This window comes from Chryseobacterium sp. OSA05B (assembly GCF_019970065.1).
Taxonomy (GTDB): Bacteria; Bacteroidota; Bacteroidia; order Flavobacteriales; family Weeksellaceae; genus Chryseobacterium.
This window is the reverse complement of the sequence record NZ_JAHXYH010000001.1, coordinates 351121-371862: the sequence shown is the minus strand read 5'-3', so window position 1 is coordinate 371862 and position 20742 is coordinate 351121. Positions and strand designations below refer to the sequence as shown.

Genomic DNA, 20742 nt, shown 5'->3' with positions numbered 1-20742 from the left:
ATCTATTTTTACCAAGGTGTATGAACTTTACTTGGAAGCTTCTTGCTTATCAAAGAAACGGTTTTCTATGTTACAGGAAAAGGAAATACAATGTCCATGATCTGAAAATTCTTTAAAGCTAAAGGTTGGTAATGCTAATATATCAGATCGCAGACGTTTTGGAGAGGTGGAAGAGAGGGATGCAAAGGTTTCAGGTAAAAGGATAAACATCTATTAACCGGAATGCTTCAGTAGTAGAAATTTTTTTTAGTGACTTGAAGATATCAACGGAAATTAAAATTTATATATTTGTAGCTAACCATTGAAAACTAAAATTATGTTACGGACTAAGCCAAGTCAAAATACTGGATAAATTTAATATTAATTTCTTGAACTACGGTTTTCCGTAAAAAATATAAAATAAATCAACATATTATTGTGATAAATTATTATTGGTACTTATTCTATACTGTTTTGATGGATGTAAGAACTTATAAATTATCATTTTATGTAATTTTTATTTGTATATTTTTGCAATTGTTTATAATTTCAAATTATTATAATTAAATTAATGTCCGACAAAAAAATTAAGGCTGTTGATTTCTTCTGCTCTGGAGGTGGAATGAGTTGTGGTATGCAACAAGCAGGAATTGAAATAATAGCAGGAATTGATCATGATATCTCTTGTAAAAAAACTTATGAAGCGAATATTAAAGGTGCTGAGTTTATTCATGCTGATGTATTTGAACTAAAAGAAGAAATTCTTGAAGATACTTTAAAACTTAAAAAAAATGATGATAATCTATTACTAATAGGTTGCAGTCCATGTCAGTTTTGGAGTATTATCAATACTGATAAGAAAAAGTCTAACAAGTCAAAAGATTTACTAAAAGAATTCAGACGTTTTGTAGAATATTTTAACCCTGGCCATGTCGTAGTCGAAAATGTCCCTGGAGTTTTAAGACGACAACACGAAAGTGGTTTGGAGAATTTTATAGTTTGGCTTCGTGCAAATGGATATGCAGTTCATGCAAATATTCATGAGGTAAGCAATTATGGAGTACCTCAACATCGTAAAAGATTCACTCTAATCGCAAATAGATTAAGTACTAAAGAACTTCAACCTATAGCTATAAATACAAAGAAAGTTACTGTCAGAGATGTTTTAGGTGAACATAATGGTTTTCCAAAGGTAAACCAGGGACATAAAGATAAATCTGAATTTATGCATTCGGTTGCCGGTTTGAGTGAGCTTAACCTTGAAAGACTTAGTTTGACCCCACATAATGGAGGAACTAGGTTGTCTTATGTTTATGACAAAAGGCTAGCTGCACCTTGTCACTATAAAAAAATAAATGGATTTAAAGACATTTATGGTAGAATGTATTGGGATAAACCCTCTCCAACAATAACTACAAAATTTTTCAGCTTTTCTAATGGTAGATTTGCTCATCCTGAAGAAGATCGTGCTATATCTTTGAGAGAAGGGGCTACTCTTCAGTCCTTTCCAAAAACTTATAAATTTATTGGCAATAGCACTGAAAGTATTGCAAGAATGATTGGCAATGCAGTGCCCCCAACTTATGCAAAAGCTATTGGGAAGGCAATAATTCAAAATTATATCAATGGCAAAATTTAAAACAAGAGCTAGAGCACTAGATTTACTAGGGAGACAGCAAATAGCAGGCATCCCAACAGCAATTAACGAGCTTATAAAGAATGCTCATGATGCATATGCTGATAAATTTGATATAGATTTTATACGTAAAGAAAACTTACTTATACTAAGAGATGATGGCCTAGGAATGACCAGAGATGAATTTGAATCCAGGTGGCTTACGATTGGTACTGAAAGTAAATTTATTAATTCAAAAACAGCACTTCCTCCTACTGATAACACAAAACCTTCTAGACCAATTATGGGAGAGAAAGGTATAGGTAGGCTTGCAATTGCTTCAATAGGAAAGCAAGTTTTAATAATTACTAAAGCAAAAAGTAGAAAAGAAGAACATAAAATTGTAGTAATTCTAATTAATTGGGAAATATTTGAATTACCTGGAATTAATCTTGAAGATATAGTAATACCTATAAAAGAATTTGATGTATTACCGAATGAAAATGACATTAATGAATTAAAACAAGAAGTCCAAGAATCTCTTGAAAGTCTTTTAGACAAAAATATCATTTCTGGAAGAGATTTCTCCAAGATTTCAGAAACAGTAAACTCTTTACAAGTTAATCCAAAAGATTTAAATGATAAACTGGTTGGCGATTTTAATATTGAACAATCTGATAGAGGTGGAACTTTCTTTTACATATCTCCCGTTAGTGAAAATTTACTATTCGATATTGATGGTGACAAAGGTTCCAAGGATGCAACCAAAATAGAAAAAATGTTGATTGGGTTCCATAATACTATGACACCTAATCATCCAAAACCTATTATAGACATAAATTTTAGAGATTATAAAGGTGATGATAACTTATATATTAATTTAATTGATAAAGAGCAATTTTTCACCCCTGATGAATTTGAATTAGCAGATCATCATTTTAAAGGCAAGTTTGATGAATTCGGCCAATTCAAAGGTGATATTCAAATATATAGAGAAAAAAAATTCGATCATATTGTAAATTGGTCCGGTAATAATTTGAAACCTACAGACTGTGGAGGTTTTGAAATTAATCTTGCTTATGTTCAAGGACAACTGAAAGATTCAGTAGTTGATTTAGAAAATTGGAATAGATTAACAGCAAAGACTGAAAAGTTTGGAGGACTTTACATTTATAAAGATAACATAAGAGTACTTCCATACGGTGATTCTGATTATGATTTTTTAGATATAGAAAAAAACCGTTCTAAAAGAGCTTCAACTTACTTTTTCTCTTATAGAAGAATGTTTGGGACAATAAATATTTCTCATAATGGAAACTATAAATTAGTAGAAAAAGCAGGTAGAGAAGGATTTATTGAGAATAAAGCATACAGACAATTACAAGCTATCCTAAAAAACTTTTTTATACAATTAGCTGCTGATTTTTTTGATATTCAAAGTAAAACACCACAATCAGAGTTTTACAATGAGAAAAAAAATGAACGTAATAATCTTTACAAAGCACTTGAAAGACGTGATAAACTAGCTAAAGGGAAAAAAGAAAATTTTGTAAAAGCTTTGGATCTTTTTTTTAAGAAACTGAATGAAAATAAATATGAAAAAGATATTAATTTAATTCTTGATGAAGCTCAAATTCAACTCAATACAGTAATGTATATTAAAGATTTAGAAGAGGCTAGTCAAAAAGTAATTGACGTTGAATTTGAAACGAGACAAAAACTATCAGAATATAAAAGAAGTATTACTGTTACCAGTCCGAAAGGGTTTACTATTTCCAAAAGTGTAAGAATTGATTTTGATACTTATCTGTCTGAATATAGAATATTGGAAGAGACACTATTTAGAAATGCTATAACAGAAGTAGATGAAATTATTTCTAATTATAGTGAAAAACTAAATTTAGAAATAAGCAAAAGAAAACGTTTAGAACAAGCTGTTGAATTTATCTCTACTGAAGCAGTAAAGGTTAATACTAAAAAACGAATAGAAACAAATGAGATTGTTACTGATGTTTCACAAAAAATAAAAGAAGTAACAGGACAACTCATGATTGATCTGGATTATCAAATTCGATCCGTAAAAGATAAATTCAAGAACCTAAGTATCAATGAAACTGATGATTTTGATTTGGTCGAAGAACGAAAAAGGATGGAGGATGAAATCGAGATGATTAGCCAAAGAAATACTCATATAATGGATCGTATTATCCGTCAATTTGAAAGCTTCTATGTTGAAAAAGATAATGACGGTAATATTATTACAAACGATCAGATTTCTGATGCTCTAGCAGAAGAATTAGATGATTTGAGAGAGCGTGTACAAGCTGATATTGAATTAAGTCAGTTAGGCTTAGCAGTAGGAATATTACATCACGAATTTAGTAGCACTGTTAAATCAATTAGAAGTAGTATTAAGGATTTAAAAGCTTGGTCGGATGTAAATGAACAATTAGACGGGGTTTACAATAATATTAAAGTAAGTTTTGAACATTTAGATGGCTATTTAAATCTTTTTACCCCTTTAAATAGACGTTTAAATAGAAGAAGAGAAGATATTGGATTATTGGAGATCAAAACTTTCCTTATTGACTTATTTAAATCTCGCTTTGAACGTCATAATATTCAATTTAAACATACGAAAGCTTTTGCAAGCCATAAGCTATTTGGTTTTCGTTCTACGTTTTATCCAGTATTTGTTAATCTAATTGATAACGCCATCTATTGGTTAAATCAAAGTAATGCTGAAGAAAAGATTATAAGGTTACATGCTGATGATACTGGAGTTTATATATCTAATAATGGAATCGAAATCAATATTCAGGATCAAGACAGGATATTCATTATGGGATTTTCTCGTAAAAATAATGGTAGAGGAATGGGATTGAGTATCAGTCAAGAGGTTCTCAATGCTGAGAACTACAGCCTATCTGTAGTTTCTCCTCGAGAGAAAAGCACAGTTACGTTTAAAATAACCCGAATTCAAACACAAGATAATGACTAATACCTTTTTTGAAAAATCAAAAGAAATAGCTAACGACTATATCCAAAATATAGTATTCCTAGACGATAGAGCTTATAAAATTAAAGATGAAGCAAAGCCAAATAATGATCTGGATGTAGCAAAAATTTCAAAACATTTCGCAAAAGAAAAGAAAATTTGTGCGGTTTACCAACCTGAATCAGAGCAAGATATTGAATACTTTAAAGCTATTTCAAATAAATCCGACATAATTGTATTAGATTGGGAAATAAACTTCCCTAAAGATTTAAAACCTGGAACGGAAGATGAAGATGATGAAGATGAACCAAGAGGAGTTTATACAAAGTCCATTATCCAATCATCATTATTTGAAGATGGACAAACTAATAAATCATTAAAAATGATTTTAGTATATACTGGTGATTATACAATTCTAAAAGATATTCTTCATGAAATTTATGATGAAGTGTTTGCTTCAAATGAAAATTATATTTTAGATGACGAAAATTTATCAATCAAATCGGCAGAATTTAAAGTTTTAGTTAGGTCTAAAAAAGTTGAAATTAATAATGAATCTAACAAGGTATATGAAAAACATATGCTTAACTATGAAAATTTGCCTAGATTCATAATCGAAGAATTTAGTAATATGACATCGGGGTTATTACCAAATTTTGCATTAGCATCTTTAACAACTTTAAGAAAAAACTCCAGTAAAATACTTGGTCTTTTCGCAAAAGAAATGGATAGTGCATATATGGCCCATAAAGCTACGATTCCAAAACAAGAGGATTCAGAAGAATTGCTAATAGAATTGTTTGGTGATAGCGTAAAGGATTTACTCTTTTATGCTAATATTAGTAGCTTTATAAAAGACGAATTAGTAGACTCGTGGATAGAAGGAAATATCCTTGAAGAAGAATACATCATTGGACAAAAAAAACTGACAAGATCTGTTGCTCTACTTAAAGAATTGGTTTCTTCCACTGAAGAGAATGTAGAAGAAAGATTTAATAGTGTTTTAGGGGAGACTCTTTCGAAAAATGAAAAGAAAGGAATTTTAAATAATTGTACAGTCTTATTTATTAATGATATTAACCATGCCAATACAGAAAATTCTAATAAAAGATTTTCAAAGTTGGCCCATCATAAAAGTCTTTTTTTACCCAAAAATATAGAACCAAAACTCACATTGGGTTCTTTATTAAAAAGTACAAAATATGATGCTTACTATATTTGTATACAACAAAAGTGTGACAGTGTAAGAATTCCAAAAGATGCAGAAAGAAAATTTTTATTCATACCATTAAAAGTGTCAACTGATAAGTTTGATATACTAACTCCAGATGGTATTAAATTAAAAAGACTCAAGGATTCGTTTTCTATTAGAACAATTAAATTTATTTGTTCCAATGATCATGGAATGGTGATAGCTCAGGAAAATGAAAATGGAGAATATGTTTTTCAACAAAAATATGACACAGCTGATGATGAACATTTTATTTGGGTACTTGACTTAAAAGATTTGCATTCGCAGCGTATGATTATTGATTATACTTCACAATTATCAAGAGTTGGTCTTAATGAGTCTGAGTGGCACAGAAAACAGCTAAGCTAGCAATAATTAAACATTCAAAATTTTTTTTGAAGTATTATTTAGGAATAAAAAAGAAAAAACTAATATATGAGTGAAGACAAATTATCGATGAAATTTGAGGCTAATACTATCCAGCACCTTGGTGTTAAGATGTATTCAACAATGCCTCCCGCTCTAGCAGAATTAATTGCGAATGCATATGATGCATGTGCAACTGAAGTTCATATAAAGCTATATGATAAAGAAGAAAAAAAAGTCATTGTGCAAGATAATGGCACTGGGATGTCTTTTGATGAAGTAAACAATTATTTCCTCAGAATAGGACGAAATAGACGTGAAGAAAATCAAGAATCTCAGTGTGGAAGAATTCCAACCGGAAAAAAAGGGCTTGGTAAATTAGCTCTTTTTGGCATTGGTGATAAGATAACAATATCTACTTCCAAAGAAAAAAAAAATGTAAATTTTGACCTTGACTGGAATGAGATATTAGATACAACAGGTAAGGATTATGAACCTACTTTTCAAATACTAGAACATTCTGATGAGAGCAGTGGAACCACAATTACGTTAACTGATCTAAGAAGAAAAACAGGTTTCCCAATAGAAGATTACGCTGATAATATTGCTAAATTATTTGATTTTAAAGATGACTTTATTATATATATATCACTAAATGATAGAGAACCTATTAAAATAGATAATAAAACAAAATATCAAAATATCGTAGCTGAATTTGAGTGGGACTTTCAAGATATCGTAAATATTAATGACAAAGAATACGGAGAAAAAAAAGAAATTAAAGGATCTATTATTACGACTGAAAAACCTTTGAACGCTAATTTACGAGGTATAACACTATTTGCAAATGGTAGAATGGTTAATATACCTGAATTTTTTGGACCATCCGAATCCAGTCATTTTTACTCATATGCAACAGGATGGTTAAATATTGATTTTATTGATAATTGGGAAGAAGATGTAATCTCAACCAATAGGCAATCCATAGACTGGGAAAACTCAAAAACATCTGAATTACGTAATTATTTGGCTTCTTGCTTATCTATAATTGAGAGAAAATGGCGTGAATCACGTAAAGAAAAAAAACAAAATGCAATTAGTGAAAAAATTAACCTTAATGTAGGGCAGTGGATTGAAAAGCTACCAGAGAATGCAAAAGGTCAAGTAGAAAACATTGTCAATCTATTAGATGAAACTCCTGAATTGTCAGAAAATACTCAACAAAGAGTTATTCACATAATCCATAGCCTAGTTCCAGAATATGCAAACTTACACTGGAGATATCTTCATCCAGAAATTAGAAACGCAGCAGAAGCTGATTATATTAGAAATGATTTTTATAGAGCATTTATTGAGGCAGTTAAAAGGTATATAAATTCAGTAAGAACAAAGTCAAAAAGTACAAACATATCTGATCACGGCATGATGGGTTCTGAATTTGGTTTAGGAAAAGTTTTACAAGTAGCTGCTAAATTTAATAAACCCGATGGTTCTAAATTTCATTCGGATACCTACAAATGTATTGAAGATGGACAAAAATATTTATCTATGGGAATTGTAACTGGTGCTAGAAATCCTATTTCTCATGAAGAAATTGGTGATTTGCGAGATTCTGGGCTTTTTACAGAAAAGGATTGTTTAGATATGCTTAGCTTGCTATCTCACCTATTTAAAAGATTGGAAGACGCTGATCCTGTTCCATAATTATCTTTAAATTCCATCTATAATAAGAACAAATCAAGTATCTTGAATTCAAATGATTTACTTATTTCGTTATATTTATCTTCGCTTTATCTTAATTAGATACAACAATGATAGCTGTTTGAATTGTGCCAAACCATAATTTTCTTATAATAACCATTTCATAACGGATTGATTTTAATTAAAACTAATTAATACTACTAATACTGAAAGAGATTCCACCTGGAAAGTAAAGCATCTTTTGAAGGTGTTTTTTTTCCAATTATTATTTTTTGATTTTCGAATATTCTATACTCTGTATCTAATAAAGTATCTGAAATAGCAAGTGTAAGTGTATAGGGATTTATAGTAATAAGATTAAGATCAAACAAGGTATGTATATCCGCTCTAAGCAAAAGGCCATTCTCTGGATGATTGTCATTTATTCCACGATAAGGATTGATATGTGCAGCTTCAAGAATATCAATTATTTTACACCCTGTCACAATACATGTATTATTGTATCTTTTAAGTAGTTTATTTCTAAAATCTTGCTGTCCTCTACGAAGTTTTATAGCACGTAAAACACAACCTCTTTCATCTTTATTATTATTTATATAGGGCTCATCAGTATCTTTTATATAGCCCTCTTCTTTCTCTAATGTAGGATAGGAATTTAATAGCTTTGCTTTAATATGAATAAACAACTCTATAACAGCTGGATTCAGTCGTTGCATAGACATATTTTGATTATAACCATTCATATAAAAAGGACGAAGTAATTTAAGAGTATGATCTTTATTATTATTTTCAATAAAAGATGTAAAGAAAGCTGTATACCTATCAACATCCCTTACTTCCTCAATCGGAACTTCGAACTCATGCCCTTTATTACAGCGGTATTTAGGTCTTTTTGTTTTACGTGTATCTATAGTTGTTCCTTGGCACTTTGGACAACGTCGGATTGTCTTTGTACTAGGTGAAATATTAATGTGTCCTATTGTTGCAAAACCTAGTATCTTTTCCTTATCTATCAAAATCACAAAATCATCAGAACTAATTTGTTTTGAGTTAGGAACGAGGCTGTCATAATTATAGTACTCTTCTAATTTATCATTATAGCTATCAATAGTTTGAAAAGAACGATCTTTATCCTCAATAATCGTTTTAAGTACCCAATACCTTTTCGTATCCTCAAAAATTTCGTCTTTCAACATATATGATTCAAATAATTCTTAAATTGTAACTAATTATACAAATATAATAATGTCTGATATATTTTCATCTGAAAAACGTTCTGAAATCATGTCAAAGATTTCCGGAAAAGAAACAGAGCCAGAGATTTTGGTACGAAAGTATCTGTTTGCTCACGGATTTAGATTCAGAAAAAATGACAAGCGATTTCCCGGGAAGCCGGATATTGTTCTACCCAAATACAAAACCATAATTTTTGTGAATGGTTGTTTTTGGCATGGACATGAAAATTGTAAAAAATCAAAATTACCAGAGACTAGAAAGGAATTTTGGGAAAATAAGATAAGTGGTAATATTATTCGCGACCAACAAAATATTAACTATTTAAAGTCTATGGGTTGGTCGGTTATAACAGTATGGCAGTGTGAGTTGGGTAAGGATAAAGAAAAAACACTATCAAATTTGGTTGATCAAATACAATTAACTTAAATTTCAATTTTTTTAATTTTGCTAATGCGATATGATAGTGCATTATAGCTTTACATCTACTAAAATTAAATACTAAACTCCAAATTTTCTCTATATTTGCAAGAAACACACCCACTCCTATGGAAAAACTAAGAAATCTAAGAAAGCAAAGAGGCTTCACCCAAGAATACATGTCTAATATCCTTGCGACAGACGTTTCCAATTACTCTCGTAAGGAGAGCGGTAGTGTCAAGATCTATGATGAAGAGTGGGAAAAGCTAGCCAAAGCTCTGGATGTTAAGGTAGATGAAATTAAAGAAGAAAAGGAGGCGAGTGTTGTACAGAATCTAACTTTTAATGATAGCAGTTCAAATACTCAATCTGGGAATTATAACCAATATTTTAACATCCCGGAATACATATTAGAAAACCAACAGGAATATATTAAAATCCTAAAAGAACAGATAGATTCCCTAAAACAGGAAGTAAAAACCTTAAAGTCTAAAAAATAAACCGTTCCTTTCAAAAGGAAATAATACCATATAAAATACTGCTTCTACTGAGGCAGTATTTTTTTTTGAGATGCACAAAGCCATTTTCACGTTTTCATGCCTAAACCATCAATTTTTTCATTAAAAAATCAGGAGAAATAAACCGTATTATTTGATTTTTATTTTCTGATGAATGCTCCCCGAAAAATTACTGATGGCCTGCTTTTTCAATACCTGTACTCACTATATTTGGAAATAATAACACCTAAAACACAACCTATTATGGCACTAGACAATTTAATCAGTTTAAGTTTTTCCAGTGAAGAATTAGCCTCCATTGATCAGGCGCTTCAGGCTATACAGACCGCCCTTTTGGGAAAAACCATCAATCTTACCCCGGAACAGAGACAGCAGTACGGAAGGATTGCAGAGCAGAACAAGCTTTTCGTCAATAAAGCGAAAAGCTATATGGAACAGTATGCACAATATGTTCCGGGATTTCTGGATAAGGCAGAATTCGACAGGGATTATACAGCCAGAGAACAAATAGAACAACGCCTTCAACGTCTGGATTCTCTGAACGAGCAGCTTTCAGATACTAAAGTCCTGCTAGACCACGACAATTACCATAACGCGATCAGCTTTTACAGGAATATCAGATTCCTTTCCGAAGAAAATGTCCTGGGAACCAATGTGATCTATGAGGATCTGAAACAGTTCTTCGTCACATCACCTCAAACTCCTGTTACTCCGCAGGCTCCAACAAATAACAGCAGCAGTCAGGAGGAATAATGCAGATAGACATATTCAAATAAGAAGCACGTTAATACGCGTGCTTTTTTTATAAATGTACAGCAAAAACACCCTGTATACCCTTCATAAGTCACGCCAGAGACTTCGGTAAGCCTCTCTATCCCGTTGAGCAACTGGCTGTAGGCTCTTTTCAAGTCCCTGGAACGCGTTATGCAACCCTATCTACCCCCTTACCTAAGGGGGTAGATACCCTTTATGAAGGGGGTGTCGGCCGTTTGGAAGTGCCTATAGGGGCTTATTGAAGAGGGTAGAGCCACTTTACAAGGGTGTAACAGTTCTTGAGTTTAATAGTAAAGTAGATTTTGTTAAAAAATTATGTTTTCCCGTAAGCAGGAATTAAAGTTTTTTCTTATCATTGCTGGCAATATATAATTTTTCACGGAGGTTTTCTGTGATACCCTATAAAACCAAATACTAAGAAAATTTAATGCCTACGGAAACAATACAAAATTATTTCAGAAACCTTATTAATTCTGAAGAATACTACTTTCAGAAAGGAAGAGATGCTTTACAAAAATGGATGGAAATCCATTTATCGGATGAGGAGCAAATAGAGTTGAGAAGTCTTTTAGATGATTACAGCTCTTTTTCTGACCTCAAAGAAGGGGATACATTTTTTTCAGTGAAAGAAATACTCTTTGAGATTGTATCTTATTGTGATGTACATGCAAGAAACAAAGCTTTTTATAATAAATATGAAGATAAAAGAGTATTGGCAAAAGCAGGAGTGAGAATGCAACCTTGGGTCATCAATACTTTTAATTATAAGTACAATAAAGATGAGGTCAATATAACAGTGAAAAATGCTCTGGATATGCTGATTAATCCAAAAGATAATATCAATTCTATTGCGTTGAGCCATAGGCAGCTTATATCCAATCATTATCTTCATCATCCCTATGATGCTACAACATTTGTTGGTGAACTGAAGGATAAATTTTCTGATTTAGATAAAGCCATAAATCCCGAAAATCAAACGCTTTTAATAGCAGCACATGTATATGATGAGAAAAAAGAATGGGACAAAAAGCAAATGAATTTTAGTGCTTTTGTAAATAACTTGAAAGAATATGTTCAACAGAACCAGCTAGGATATGATTTTCGTCCTTTTGAAGATGGGGATAAGCATATCTGGGTTTTTGATAAAGAACAATATTTTAATGATAAAGGAGCCCATTATGAGCTTATTATAAAAAAGGGTGCGATGTCGGTTGATTTACATTTTGAAGATGGACGTAAAAATGCGGCATTGATGAGAAGTTTGCTTGGTACACTTCCAGATTTCTTAGAATGGAAAAAATGGCATTATGGAAATTCTGTTTCTCATCGTACAAAATTCACGCTTTCTGATGAAAACCTCGTAGATAATGCAGTCGAAGCATTAAATGAACTGTATGAAGCGACCTTCGAAAAACTAATTGATAAAATAAAAGAAATTAAATCTAACAAAATGAGTGAAAAAACAGAGATTAACATACATCATCCGCTTAACCAGATTTTATATGGTCCTCCAGGAACAGGAAAAACGTATAACACAATCAACAAGGCTGTACAAATTGCAAATCCGGATTTTGTTTTATCTAACCATACTAGGAAACAGATAAAAGATGAATATAAAAAGTTAGCAGATGAAGGTAGGATTGTTTTCACAACTTTTCATCAGAGTATGACCTATGAAGATTTTATTGAAGGGATAAAGCCTAAAATAGAAGAAAATGAAGATGGTACTAAAAAAGTGATCTACGAAGTTGAAGATGGAATTTTCAAAAGGATTTCTAATGATGCTCAAAAGCCAAGATTTGAGAACGAAAGTTCAACAGAAGTATATACATTTGACGATGCCTGGAGTGAACTTTTAGAAGATGTCAATAAGCATCTTGAAGACAAAAATCCTCTTGTATTACCTATCCAGACTCCAGATCTGGGATTGAAGATTGTAGATGTTTCCGACAAAGGAAATCTACAGCTTAAACCAATTTATTCGGCGGAATCTAAAATATATACGGTTTCATATTCCAGAGCTGAAAAACTGCATCAGGCTTTTTCTGACCTTTCTGTTATTAAAAATGTGAATAAAGAATTCAGGGCAGTTATTGGAGGGTTAAACTCTACAGCGTACTGGTCTGTTCTAAATGTTATCAACAATAGGATAAAACAAAAATCAGTAAATCTAACCGTAGAAAAAATATTACCCTCTCTGCCTTATGTGCTTATTATAGACGAAATTAACAGAGGGAATGTTTCCCAGATTTTTGGAGAACTTATTACTTTAATAGAAGAAGACAAGCGTTTAGGTAACGATGAAGCTTTACAGATTACCCTACCTTACAGTAAGAAAAAGTTTGGAGTTCCTTCTAATCTTTATATTATAGGAACCATGAATACAGCGGACCGAAGTGTTGAAGCGTTGGATACCGCTTTGAGAAGGAGATTCTCATTTGAAGAAATGCCTCCCAAGCCGGAACTTCTCAATCCTTCGGATATGATAGAAAAATTATTCTGGGAATACAAAGATCATGACTGGAATAATAAAGAGTATAAACCTGAAGAAAATAAGTTATTTGAACTTTTGGAAGCTCCTGAAAATTTGGAACAGGAAAAAGAAAAAATCTGGAAAGAAATGAAAGCTGATGGGAGAGGTAAGAAAACAGGATATTTCAAAGGTTTTAATTATGGTAGAATAGATTTTCAGAAGCTATTGATAACAATTAATGAAAGGATAGAAAAATTGATAGATAAAGATCATGCTATAGGTCATGCTTATTTCATTGGAAAAAACAATCATACAATCATGGATTCCTTTTATAAAAATATTATTCCTCTACTTCAGGAATATTTCTTTGGAGACTATGGTAAAATAGGATTGGTATTAGGAAAAGGTTTTGTAAAAATGAAAGAAAGAGAATCATTGGTTTTTGCAAATTTTGATCATCAAAACGATTACTCAGAAAGAGAATCCTATGAAATTATAGATTACAGAAACCCGAACCACGGTTATACAATAGAAGGAACTGAAGTCAGAATGGATTTCAGAAAAGCTATATCGTTATTAATGAATCAGCCTGTTCTATGACCTCTGCCCAAACAATCGTAGTTTTTGAACACGAGAAATACTATTTTACCGAGGAACAAAAAAGAATAAAACTTGATGAAGCTTTAGAAAAGTATTATGGAGATTATTCGCCTTTTTTTAAGCTTATCAGAGGTGGAGTAAAGTTTAATCAGCATGTAGGAGTTTTGAAAGTTGGTAAAACTACTATTGAAGTGCTACCTAAAGCAGATGGTAATGACAAAGATACCTGGAGACAGTTATTGATAGACATGATCAAAACGGTGTGGGGATTTGATATTAAAGTTTCCAGTAGTGCAGATTTAAAGCTTAAAAGTAATTCGATTTTAGATCTGTATTTTGAGCTTTACACTAAAGAACTGGAATACCTGCTGCATCGGGGATTAATTAAAAGATACAATAAAAAAGAAGGTAATCTGTATGCTTTAAAAGGAGCATTACAGTTTTCAAAACATATATCACAGAACCTGGTCCATCAGGAAAGATTTTATGTGAAATATTCAAATTATGATATCAACCATAAAGTACACTGTATCCTGTATAAAGCATTAAAGCTAATCAATCAGACTAATAATAGACCTGATTTAAAAAGTAGGATAGGAGCACTGCTCCTGAATTTTCCTGAGATGAATGATCTAAAAATTACAGAATCTACTTTTGATAACATAGTATACGACAGGAAGAATCTGCATTATGAAAAAGCACTTCAAATTGCGAAGTTGCTCTTGCTTAATTATCATCCTGATGTTTCCAAAGGAAGAGATCATGTCCTTGCTTTAATGTTTGATATGAACCGTTTATGGGAGCAGTTTGTATATGTTGTTTTAAAACGTGAGCTCAAGGTAACAGATTTTAAAGTAAGATCTCAGGTTTCAAAAGAATTTTGGAGATCAGAAACCGGAACTAAAAGCAGAATGAAGCCTGATATTGTTTTAGAGTCTAGGGACAACACAATTGTGCTCGACACAAAATGGAAGAATTTATATGACGGCGGCCCTTCCTCTGAAGATCTGAGGCAGATGTATGCCTATCATCACTATTATAAAGCTTCAAAAACAGCCTTGATTTATCCTGGAGAAGAAGAAAAACTGATCAAGGGGAAATATTCTCCCATCCACGGTGATAGCAATATATCGGATAATACGTGTGGAATTGCTTTTATATCTACCCATACTGACGTAGTAGTGTGGAAAAAGAATATTGTATCATTTATAAAAGAAAATTTTTTAAAGGATATATTAAAAAACGAATTTGATAATACAGGTTCTCATACTTAAACCACCAAAAAAATGGCAGCCCAAAGGCTGCCATTCACATTTAAAAACATTTAAAAGATCAATCTTATTTCTTAATAATCTGGTGGGTTTCAGATTTTCCGTTGTAGATTATTTTTAAAGTATATACACCTGGCAGTAGACCTGATGCAGACATCGTTCCTCTGAAATTATTCAGTTTAATGCTTCCGCTTCTGTTTCCTGTTGGATTGTATAATTCAGCCTGAATATCGGTTTTGATTTCAGATGTGTTCGTTGGATCCAGTAAAGAGATATTGATGATATCGTCTGTAGGATTGGGAGAAATCATGAAATAGTTTTCTACCTGCATCATTCTGGAAGAATAGATATTCCAGTAGAACCACTTCCATGGACCCCATCCGCAAGCACTTTTGGCTCTTCCTTTAAAGGCAAGGGTACTGTTGCTTCCTGTTGCCTGAAGATTGGCTACCTTACCTTTACTTCCGTTTCCGTTGTTCTGAACATCGGCTACGTAAGGAGAACCTACAAATTTGAAGTTACCCATTACTTTTTCCCATTCCCAAGTATTTCCTGAGTTATCTATACTGTCTAATCCTGCTGCATCAAGGCTTAAAGATATCGTAGACCCTACAGGGAAAGAAGTTGTAATCCCCTGTAAATAACACATGGTCTGACTTGGATCTGTACAGTAATTCTGCATATAAACCATTGGAGCACCTATCCAAACGTCTTTTGTGACGCTGTTGCTGGCACCATCTCCCGAAAGTAATGCCTGAAGTCTTACATTTCCGTTGGCATACGGTTTTGGTGTGAAAGTGATCTGAGGCAGATCGGTAGGACCATTGATATCAACAAGACCTGCACCATTAACGATAGACCATGAAATAGACGGCGCAAAACCTGTAGTATACGTAAGAGGCGTAGCTCCACATGATGCAGCATCTCCTCCGATCTTGATCTTGGATCCGCACAGATAAGAAGAAGTTATTTTCTGATTCTGTACAGCCGTATTTGTTGAAAGCTGGTTCAGGATAAACTGTCCGTTTCTTGCACTGAAAGTGATATGCTCCTGATTGGCATCTACTTTTTCTGCCACGAAATTAGCGAAAGGAACATTCGCAGCGTCATCAATAGGAGAGAATGGTCTCTGATAATCCGCCTCCGTTAAAACGGTATTTCCTGATTTGTAATCCAATGCACTTGGCGTAGGAATAAAGCTGAACGGAGTGGTCGTAAGATTATCCGTAACATATGATGGCAGCTGGTTTTGAGCCAGTTTAAACTTACCGCCTCCATATTTATCTATAGGAAGAATACCTCCCGGCTGTGTTCTGCTTCCACCCAATAAAGTTACCTGGGCATTGATCAGCCAAAGCACTTTCTTTTTGTATTTAATGCTTCCGTTGTACACCTGTGTTCCGGCATTAAGCTGTGTCATAGGACGTACTGTGAAGTCAAATACATATTTGGAACTTCCCGGAACAGATGACAGCAGAATCATATCCAGACGGTTGGTAGCTACTCCTACCAATGCTCCTATGATATCGGAGAACATATGCTGTTTGTTGGTTTCCTTATAAAGACGAAGTAAATTGGAAAGAGTCTGATCCGTTCCGCACTCACTGCCGTTAGATATGGCTACATTTCTGGTCAGCTGAGGATAACCTTTAAGCTTAAGCTCGTTTTGCCAGTTGTCATGGATCGTATTGTTCAGTTGATAATTACCGTCAGCATAATTGATAAGCATTTGTCTGGCAGCAGGAGTGTCCGTCAACGTAAGAACATCATTGATAGAGATCCCCTGATTGAACATCGGAACAATAAATTCTCCGATTCCCGCCACCAGAGGGGTTCTGATATAAGCTCTTGCGACATTAATCAACATATACTGCATTCCCAGTGGAATATTGGCACCCAGATGCGGGCTGTCATCAGAAATGAAAAGCTTGGTCACATGAGGGATTCCTTTTTGCTCCATGTCTTTCAATGCATATCTCGCAACAAGGCCACCCATACTTTGCCCGATCACTACGTTAGGTTCCATTCCGGACTTCTTTGCATTCACCCATTGGATCGCCGTTGAAAGCAGGGCTGCGTTATTCTGGATATAATCTACACCATTATTCCAGTCTACATAGATGATGTCATAACCGTTATTAATATCAAAATACAGTGAAGACGATCCTCCCCAAAGGCTTGAAATAAACGTATCAATATTAGTCAGACCCGCTTCCTGCGTTGGAGCTACAATAGCCCCCATGTCAAAACCTTCTGCTACAATAAGCGGTTTGGTAATTTGAGTATGTCCCGGAGCAAGCTTGATATACATCGTAGCTCTGTTGGCACCATTAAAAATCACGTTCTTAGTGTATTGACCTAAGTTCGTATTTTTAGATTCCATGGCCGTATCCACATATTTCCCCATGTCACCATTGACGGTAAACTGGGTATGCGTATACAATACTTCCCCGGAATTAAGGGTAACTTTGAAAGTCCAGTGATACGTTCCCAGTGCGGCATAGCTTACATTAATCAGTTGGTTGTAAGGCAGTATCTCATAAGGCAGCTGATCACTTAGTTTATACTCTATTTTCTGAATCTGCGAAGTTTGGTTGGTGAGAAACAGATTGTTAGGAAGTTTAATCTTAAAATTCAGCTTGTTGTGAGAAGAAACAGAAGGCGAAAGGGCAAGCACATACTTTTCTTCATATGGATTTTGCCACACGCCGTTCACGTATTTATCCTGTACAGTGCCGTTAGTAACGGTTAAAGTACCCGGATCTCCCGTGTTTTGTGCATTCTGCTGGGTAGCCTGTGAAAACTGGCTGTATTTGTAAAAAACACCTCCAAGAGGAATGATATCCATCTGCTGTTCTGCTTTCCATTGCGAAACAAGAGCATCGGAAGTATGCGTGATAGTGGCATTGGCAGAAAGACGGCTCATAAGGACGGTATTGTAAATATCTGCCACCAGTTTAGAGCTCGTATAGGAGCTGTCGGGCATCGTACCGTCATATTTTTTAAGATTGGCGAATTCTATCGCCGCATCCAGCAGGAGACCATTGGGAATTCTGTCCTTTTCCAGATTGGCAAAAACAGACTGCAGGGTATTATCCTGGATATCCTTGGTCCTGGGGATGACTTTCTTGGTCTGACCGAACCCAATAAATCCCGATAAGGATAAAATAAAGAGAAAAACTTTTGTTTTCATAAAGGTATTAGTTAAAAAAAATTATTGATATTTTCTGTCGAAACGGCCTTCGGTAACGGTTACTGTTTCGCCGTTGTAATAGTATTTGGCTTTAAAGCTGAAGGTTCCTGAAATGATTTTATTGGCTTTGTCAAATTGGGTAATAGATAAGGTCCCGATGTTTTCGTGATCCGTAGCATAGATTTTAGACGAATCATAGTACAGCCCGTGATCGTTTTCATTGAGCGGATAATCTCCAACCGCGAAATCCTGACCGCTCACCAGCAGGAGCTGAATGGTATTCCCGCTTGGGTTTTCAGCATTTCTTAAATGGACTTTCAGTGAATATTCATTGTTCACAAATGTATAGGTGGTATTGTTTCCCAGGGCAGCCACCGTGGATTTTTCAATTTTGGAAACCCATATTTTACCGTTTACGAGTGCTCCGCCTGTATCTGCGCCGGTTTGTGTAGCCTGGGGAAGTGTTGTAGCGTCAGGATCACTGTCTTTGTCTTGGCATGAGGATAAAATTCCTATTAGAGAAATAGCTAGCAGAAAGCTCTTCATAGCTTGTTGGTTATATGATGTTTTAAAAATAAAGTATTTCCCAAATCTGTTAAAATTAAATTTCATTCATAAGGGAAATATTTTTTAAAGATATAAAAATATTTAACTTTTGGCCCTTTGTTGCTGGAAAAATGATAAGTATTAAATTTATTTACATTAATATTTTTTCGTTATTGTCTCATATTGTGGAAATTAATCAGAGAGTTGTTAGATCAATAAGCCGAAGACATTTCATAGAAACAAAAAAAACAGCCGATGAAATATAATATCATCGACTGCATTTTTGAAAATATATATCAAGAATTTAATCCCGGATCACCATCTTTTTGGAACCCGTTATTTTTCCGTCGGTAGTCATTTTATAAACGTACGTACCGGATGGCAGTTCGGAACCTGAAAGGGTAACTTTAGCATGTCCTCTTTCACGGAGGGGAAGAGATCTTACCAGCTGACCGGAGATATTGTAAACCTCAATGGAAGCTGTTTTTGCATCATTGGGAAGATAGTAGCTGATGCTTGTTCCGTTTTTAGTAGGATTGGGAACATTTTGAGAAAGCTGAGCGACATCTGATGACGAAAGATCCGATGATAAACCGTTCTTATTCAGTAACAGCTGTTTCAGTTCTTCTACTGTGTTTTCGAGATTTTTGATGCGGTCTTCCAGCTGCATGATGGTTTCGTCAGAAGACGCTGTTTTATTAAGGGGAGTGCTGGAAACCATTACATTTCCACTGGCATCTACAACCAGAGCATTTCCGCTTCCTGTAGGCAGATTCTCATGCCTTACCGTTCCTACCGTATGAAAATTGGCCGTAGGAGACAGCGTAAGAATTCCTACACTTTTATCCTTGATCAGCATAGTGGCTGTAGGAGATAAACCAAACATGATAGACAATGGAATATTATTCGTCAGTTTTACGCCTCCGGTTCCGGATCCGATCACAAAAGAACGGTTTCCCGTAGCCGCAAGATCAATTCCGAATCCGCCGGAATACACGTCTTTAAGGTCAATACCTACGCCTAAAGCAAATTGGTTATGATTTCTGATGATATTTTTCCAACCCAGAGCTACAGATTTGCTAGAATTATTCAGGACAATGTTGTCCTGTCCGCTCACGATATTGGCACCTCCGCCATTACTGAGATCATTTCCCCAGCCGCTTACTATGGAACTTCCGGCTTGTGCTCCAAGAATATTGGATGATCCCGTAATGATGCTTCCTTTTACTTTCGCCACATTGGAGTTATTAACTGCATCAACGATGAATGAACCGGCCTCGTTGAGAATAGCCTGTCCAGGATTGGAAGAAGCTCCATTGGTTCTCAGAAAAAATGCCCTTGGATCTACGGTGCCGGCATAATTGGCTGGAGTAATTCCTCCGTTTCCGGTAACCTGCCATTGTTGTGCGCTTGCGATTCCTGTTAAAAGAAGCATAGCAGCGGTCAGACCATTTTTCATGGATAATAGTGATGTTTTCATAAATTTTGAATTTTGATGGTTTTTAGTTATCACTAATATATGAAATATTATGATCAGAAATCAATATTAATCACCTTAATGTGACTTTAAATTATTGTTTTGATGATTAAAGTTCAATGATAAAAGGAATAGTTTGTATTATTTGTAATTTCTATAGTTTTTATTTGTAAAATCTAATTAATTGGAAAGGCTTTTTAATACAGGAATATTTGAAAATTTGTTGATACATCCCTGAAAATCATGGTCTTGATTTTAAAGTGACCTTCTCGGATTGACTTTTTAGATCATCTAAGATTTAGACTAAATTTTACAACGCATGTTATTGTTTTCAAAATAAATTCATT

General features: G+C 34.0%; 13 protein-coding genes. 9 read left to right on the top strand and 4 right to left on the bottom strand.

Annotated elements, in window-relative coordinates; genetic code table 11:
• Positions 1 to 550 precede the first annotated feature (550 nt).
• The 4 genes from LC419_RS01600 to LC419_RS01585 all read left to right on the top strand — a co-directional run bounded on the left by LC419_RS01600 (position 551) and on the right by LC419_RS01585 (position 7893).
• Positions 551 to 1618, top strand: a complete 1068-nt coding sequence (locus tag LC419_RS01600) for a DNA cytosine methyltransferase (RefSeq protein ID WP_223605702.1) — start codon at positions 551 to 553, stop codon at positions 1616 to 1618.
• Entirely contained in the window at positions 1605 to 4595 is a 2991-nt protein-coding gene (locus tag LC419_RS01595; RefSeq protein WP_223605701.1) for an ATP-binding protein, read from the top strand. The genes LC419_RS01600 and LC419_RS01595 overlap by 14 nt, the downstream gene beginning before the upstream one ends.
• Positions 4588 to 6192 (top strand): response regulator receiver domain, encoded by a 1605-nt coding sequence (locus LC419_RS01590; protein WP_223605700.1) that lies wholly within the window; start codon positions 4588 to 4590, stop codon positions 6190 to 6192. The genes LC419_RS01595 and LC419_RS01590 overlap by 8 nt, the downstream gene beginning before the upstream one ends.
• A 66-nt stretch (positions 6193 to 6258) precedes the next feature.
• A complete protein-coding gene (locus LC419_RS01585; RefSeq protein WP_223605699.1) occupies positions 6259 to 7893 on the top strand; it encodes a TIGR02391 family protein in 1635 nt (544 codons plus the stop codon).
• Between the two features lie 197 nt (positions 7894 to 8090).
• On the opposite strand, the gene LC419_RS01580 is transcribed toward LC419_RS01585, so the two are convergent.
• On the bottom strand, positions 8091 to 9086 hold the full coding sequence (locus LC419_RS01580; RefSeq protein WP_223605698.1) for an HNH endonuclease: 996 nt from the start codon (positions 9084 to 9086) through the stop codon (positions 8091 to 8093).
• Between the two features lie 49 nt (positions 9087 to 9135).
• Here LC419_RS01580 and LC419_RS01575 point away from each other — a divergent pair, with 49 nt between their 5' ends.
• The 5 genes from LC419_RS01575 (at position 9136) to LC419_RS01555 (ending at position 15182) form a co-directional block, all read left to right on the top strand.
• A complete protein-coding gene (locus LC419_RS01575; protein ID WP_223605697.1) occupies positions 9136 to 9552 on the top strand; it encodes a very short patch repair endonuclease in 417 nt (138 codons plus the stop codon).
• 119 nt (positions 9553 to 9671) lie between these two features.
• Entirely contained in the window at positions 9672 to 10043 is a 372-nt protein-coding gene (locus LC419_RS01570) for a helix-turn-helix domain-containing protein (protein ID WP_223605696.1), read from the top strand.
• A gap of 261 nt (positions 10044 to 10304) precedes the next feature.
• Complete coding sequence (locus LC419_RS01565) at positions 10305 to 10814, top strand: hypothetical protein (RefSeq protein WP_223605695.1); 510 nt, start codon at positions 10305 to 10307, stop codon at positions 10812 to 10814.
• A 448-nt stretch (positions 10815 to 11262) separates the two neighbouring features.
• Positions 11263 to 13908, top strand: a complete 2646-nt coding sequence (locus LC419_RS01560) for an McrB family protein (RefSeq protein WP_223605694.1) — start codon at positions 11263 to 11265, stop codon at positions 13906 to 13908.
• A complete protein-coding gene (locus LC419_RS01555) occupies positions 13905 to 15182 on the top strand; it encodes an McrC family protein (protein WP_223605693.1) in 1278 nt (425 codons plus the stop codon). The genes LC419_RS01560 and LC419_RS01555 overlap by 4 nt, the downstream gene beginning before the upstream one ends.
• Before the next feature lie 64 nt (positions 15183 to 15246).
• On the opposite strand, the gene LC419_RS01550 is transcribed toward LC419_RS01555, so the two are convergent.
• The 3 genes from LC419_RS01550 to LC419_RS01540 form a co-directional block, all read right to left on the bottom strand.
• Positions 15247 to 18372 (bottom strand): T9SS type A sorting domain-containing protein, encoded by a 3126-nt coding sequence (locus tag LC419_RS01550; protein ID WP_223605692.1) that lies wholly within the window; start codon positions 18370 to 18372, stop codon positions 15247 to 15249.
• A 21-nt stretch (positions 18373 to 18393) separates the two neighbouring features.
• Positions 18394 to 18918, bottom strand: coding sequence for a DUF6252 family protein (locus tag LC419_RS01545; protein WP_223605691.1), 525 nt, complete (start codon positions 18916 to 18918; stop codon positions 18394 to 18396).
• A 304-nt stretch (positions 18919 to 19222) separates the two neighbouring features.
• Complete coding sequence (locus LC419_RS01540; RefSeq protein WP_223605690.1) at positions 19223 to 20398, bottom strand: T9SS type A sorting domain-containing protein; 1176 nt, start codon at positions 20396 to 20398, stop codon at positions 19223 to 19225.
• Positions 20399 to 20742: the final 344 nt, after the last annotated feature.

Excerpts from the sequence above, each read along its gene's own strand:
- LC419_RS01580 (WP_223605698.1), bottom strand. The coding sequence starts at position 9,086 with ATGTTGAAAGACGAAATTTTTGAGGATACGAAAAGGTATTGGGTACTT.
- LC419_RS01555 (WP_223605693.1), top strand. The coding sequence starts at position 13,905 with ATGACCTCTGCCCAAACAATCGTAGTTTTTGAACACGAGAAATACTAT.
- LC419_RS01565 (WP_223605695.1), top strand. The coding sequence starts at position 10,305 with ATGGCACTAGACAATTTAATCAGTTTAAGTTTTTCCAGTGAAGAATTA.
- LC419_RS01570 (WP_223605696.1), top strand. The coding sequence starts at position 9,672 with ATGGAAAAACTAAGAAATCTAAGAAAGCAAAGAGGCTTCACCCAAGAA.
- LC419_RS01540 (WP_223605690.1), bottom strand. The coding sequence starts at position 20,398 with ATGAAAACATCACTATTATCCATGAAAAATGGTCTGACCGCTGCTATG.
- LC419_RS01585 (WP_223605699.1), top strand. The coding sequence starts at position 6,259 with ATGAGTGAAGACAAATTATCGATGAAATTTGAGGCTAATACTATCCAG.
- LC419_RS01550 (WP_223605692.1), bottom strand. The coding sequence starts at position 18,372 with ATGAAAACAAAAGTTTTTCTCTTTATTTTATCCTTATCGGGATTTATT.
- LC419_RS01560 (WP_223605694.1), top strand. The coding sequence starts at position 11,263 with ATGCCTACGGAAACAATACAAAATTATTTCAGAAACCTTATTAATTCT.
- LC419_RS01575 (WP_223605697.1), top strand. The coding sequence starts at position 9,136 with ATGTCTGATATATTTTCATCTGAAAAACGTTCTGAAATCATGTCAAAG.
- LC419_RS01545 (WP_223605691.1), bottom strand. The coding sequence starts at position 18,918 with ATGAAGAGCTTTCTGCTAGCTATTTCTCTAATAGGAATTTTATCCTCA.
- LC419_RS01595 (WP_223605701.1), top strand. The coding sequence starts at position 1,605 with ATGGCAAAATTTAAAACAAGAGCTAGAGCACTAGATTTACTAGGGAGA.
- LC419_RS01600 (WP_223605702.1), top strand. The coding sequence starts at position 551 with ATGTCCGACAAAAAAATTAAGGCTGTTGATTTCTTCTGCTCTGGAGGT.
- LC419_RS01590 (WP_223605700.1), top strand. The coding sequence starts at position 4,588 with ATGACTAATACCTTTTTTGAAAAATCAAAAGAAATAGCTAACGACTAT.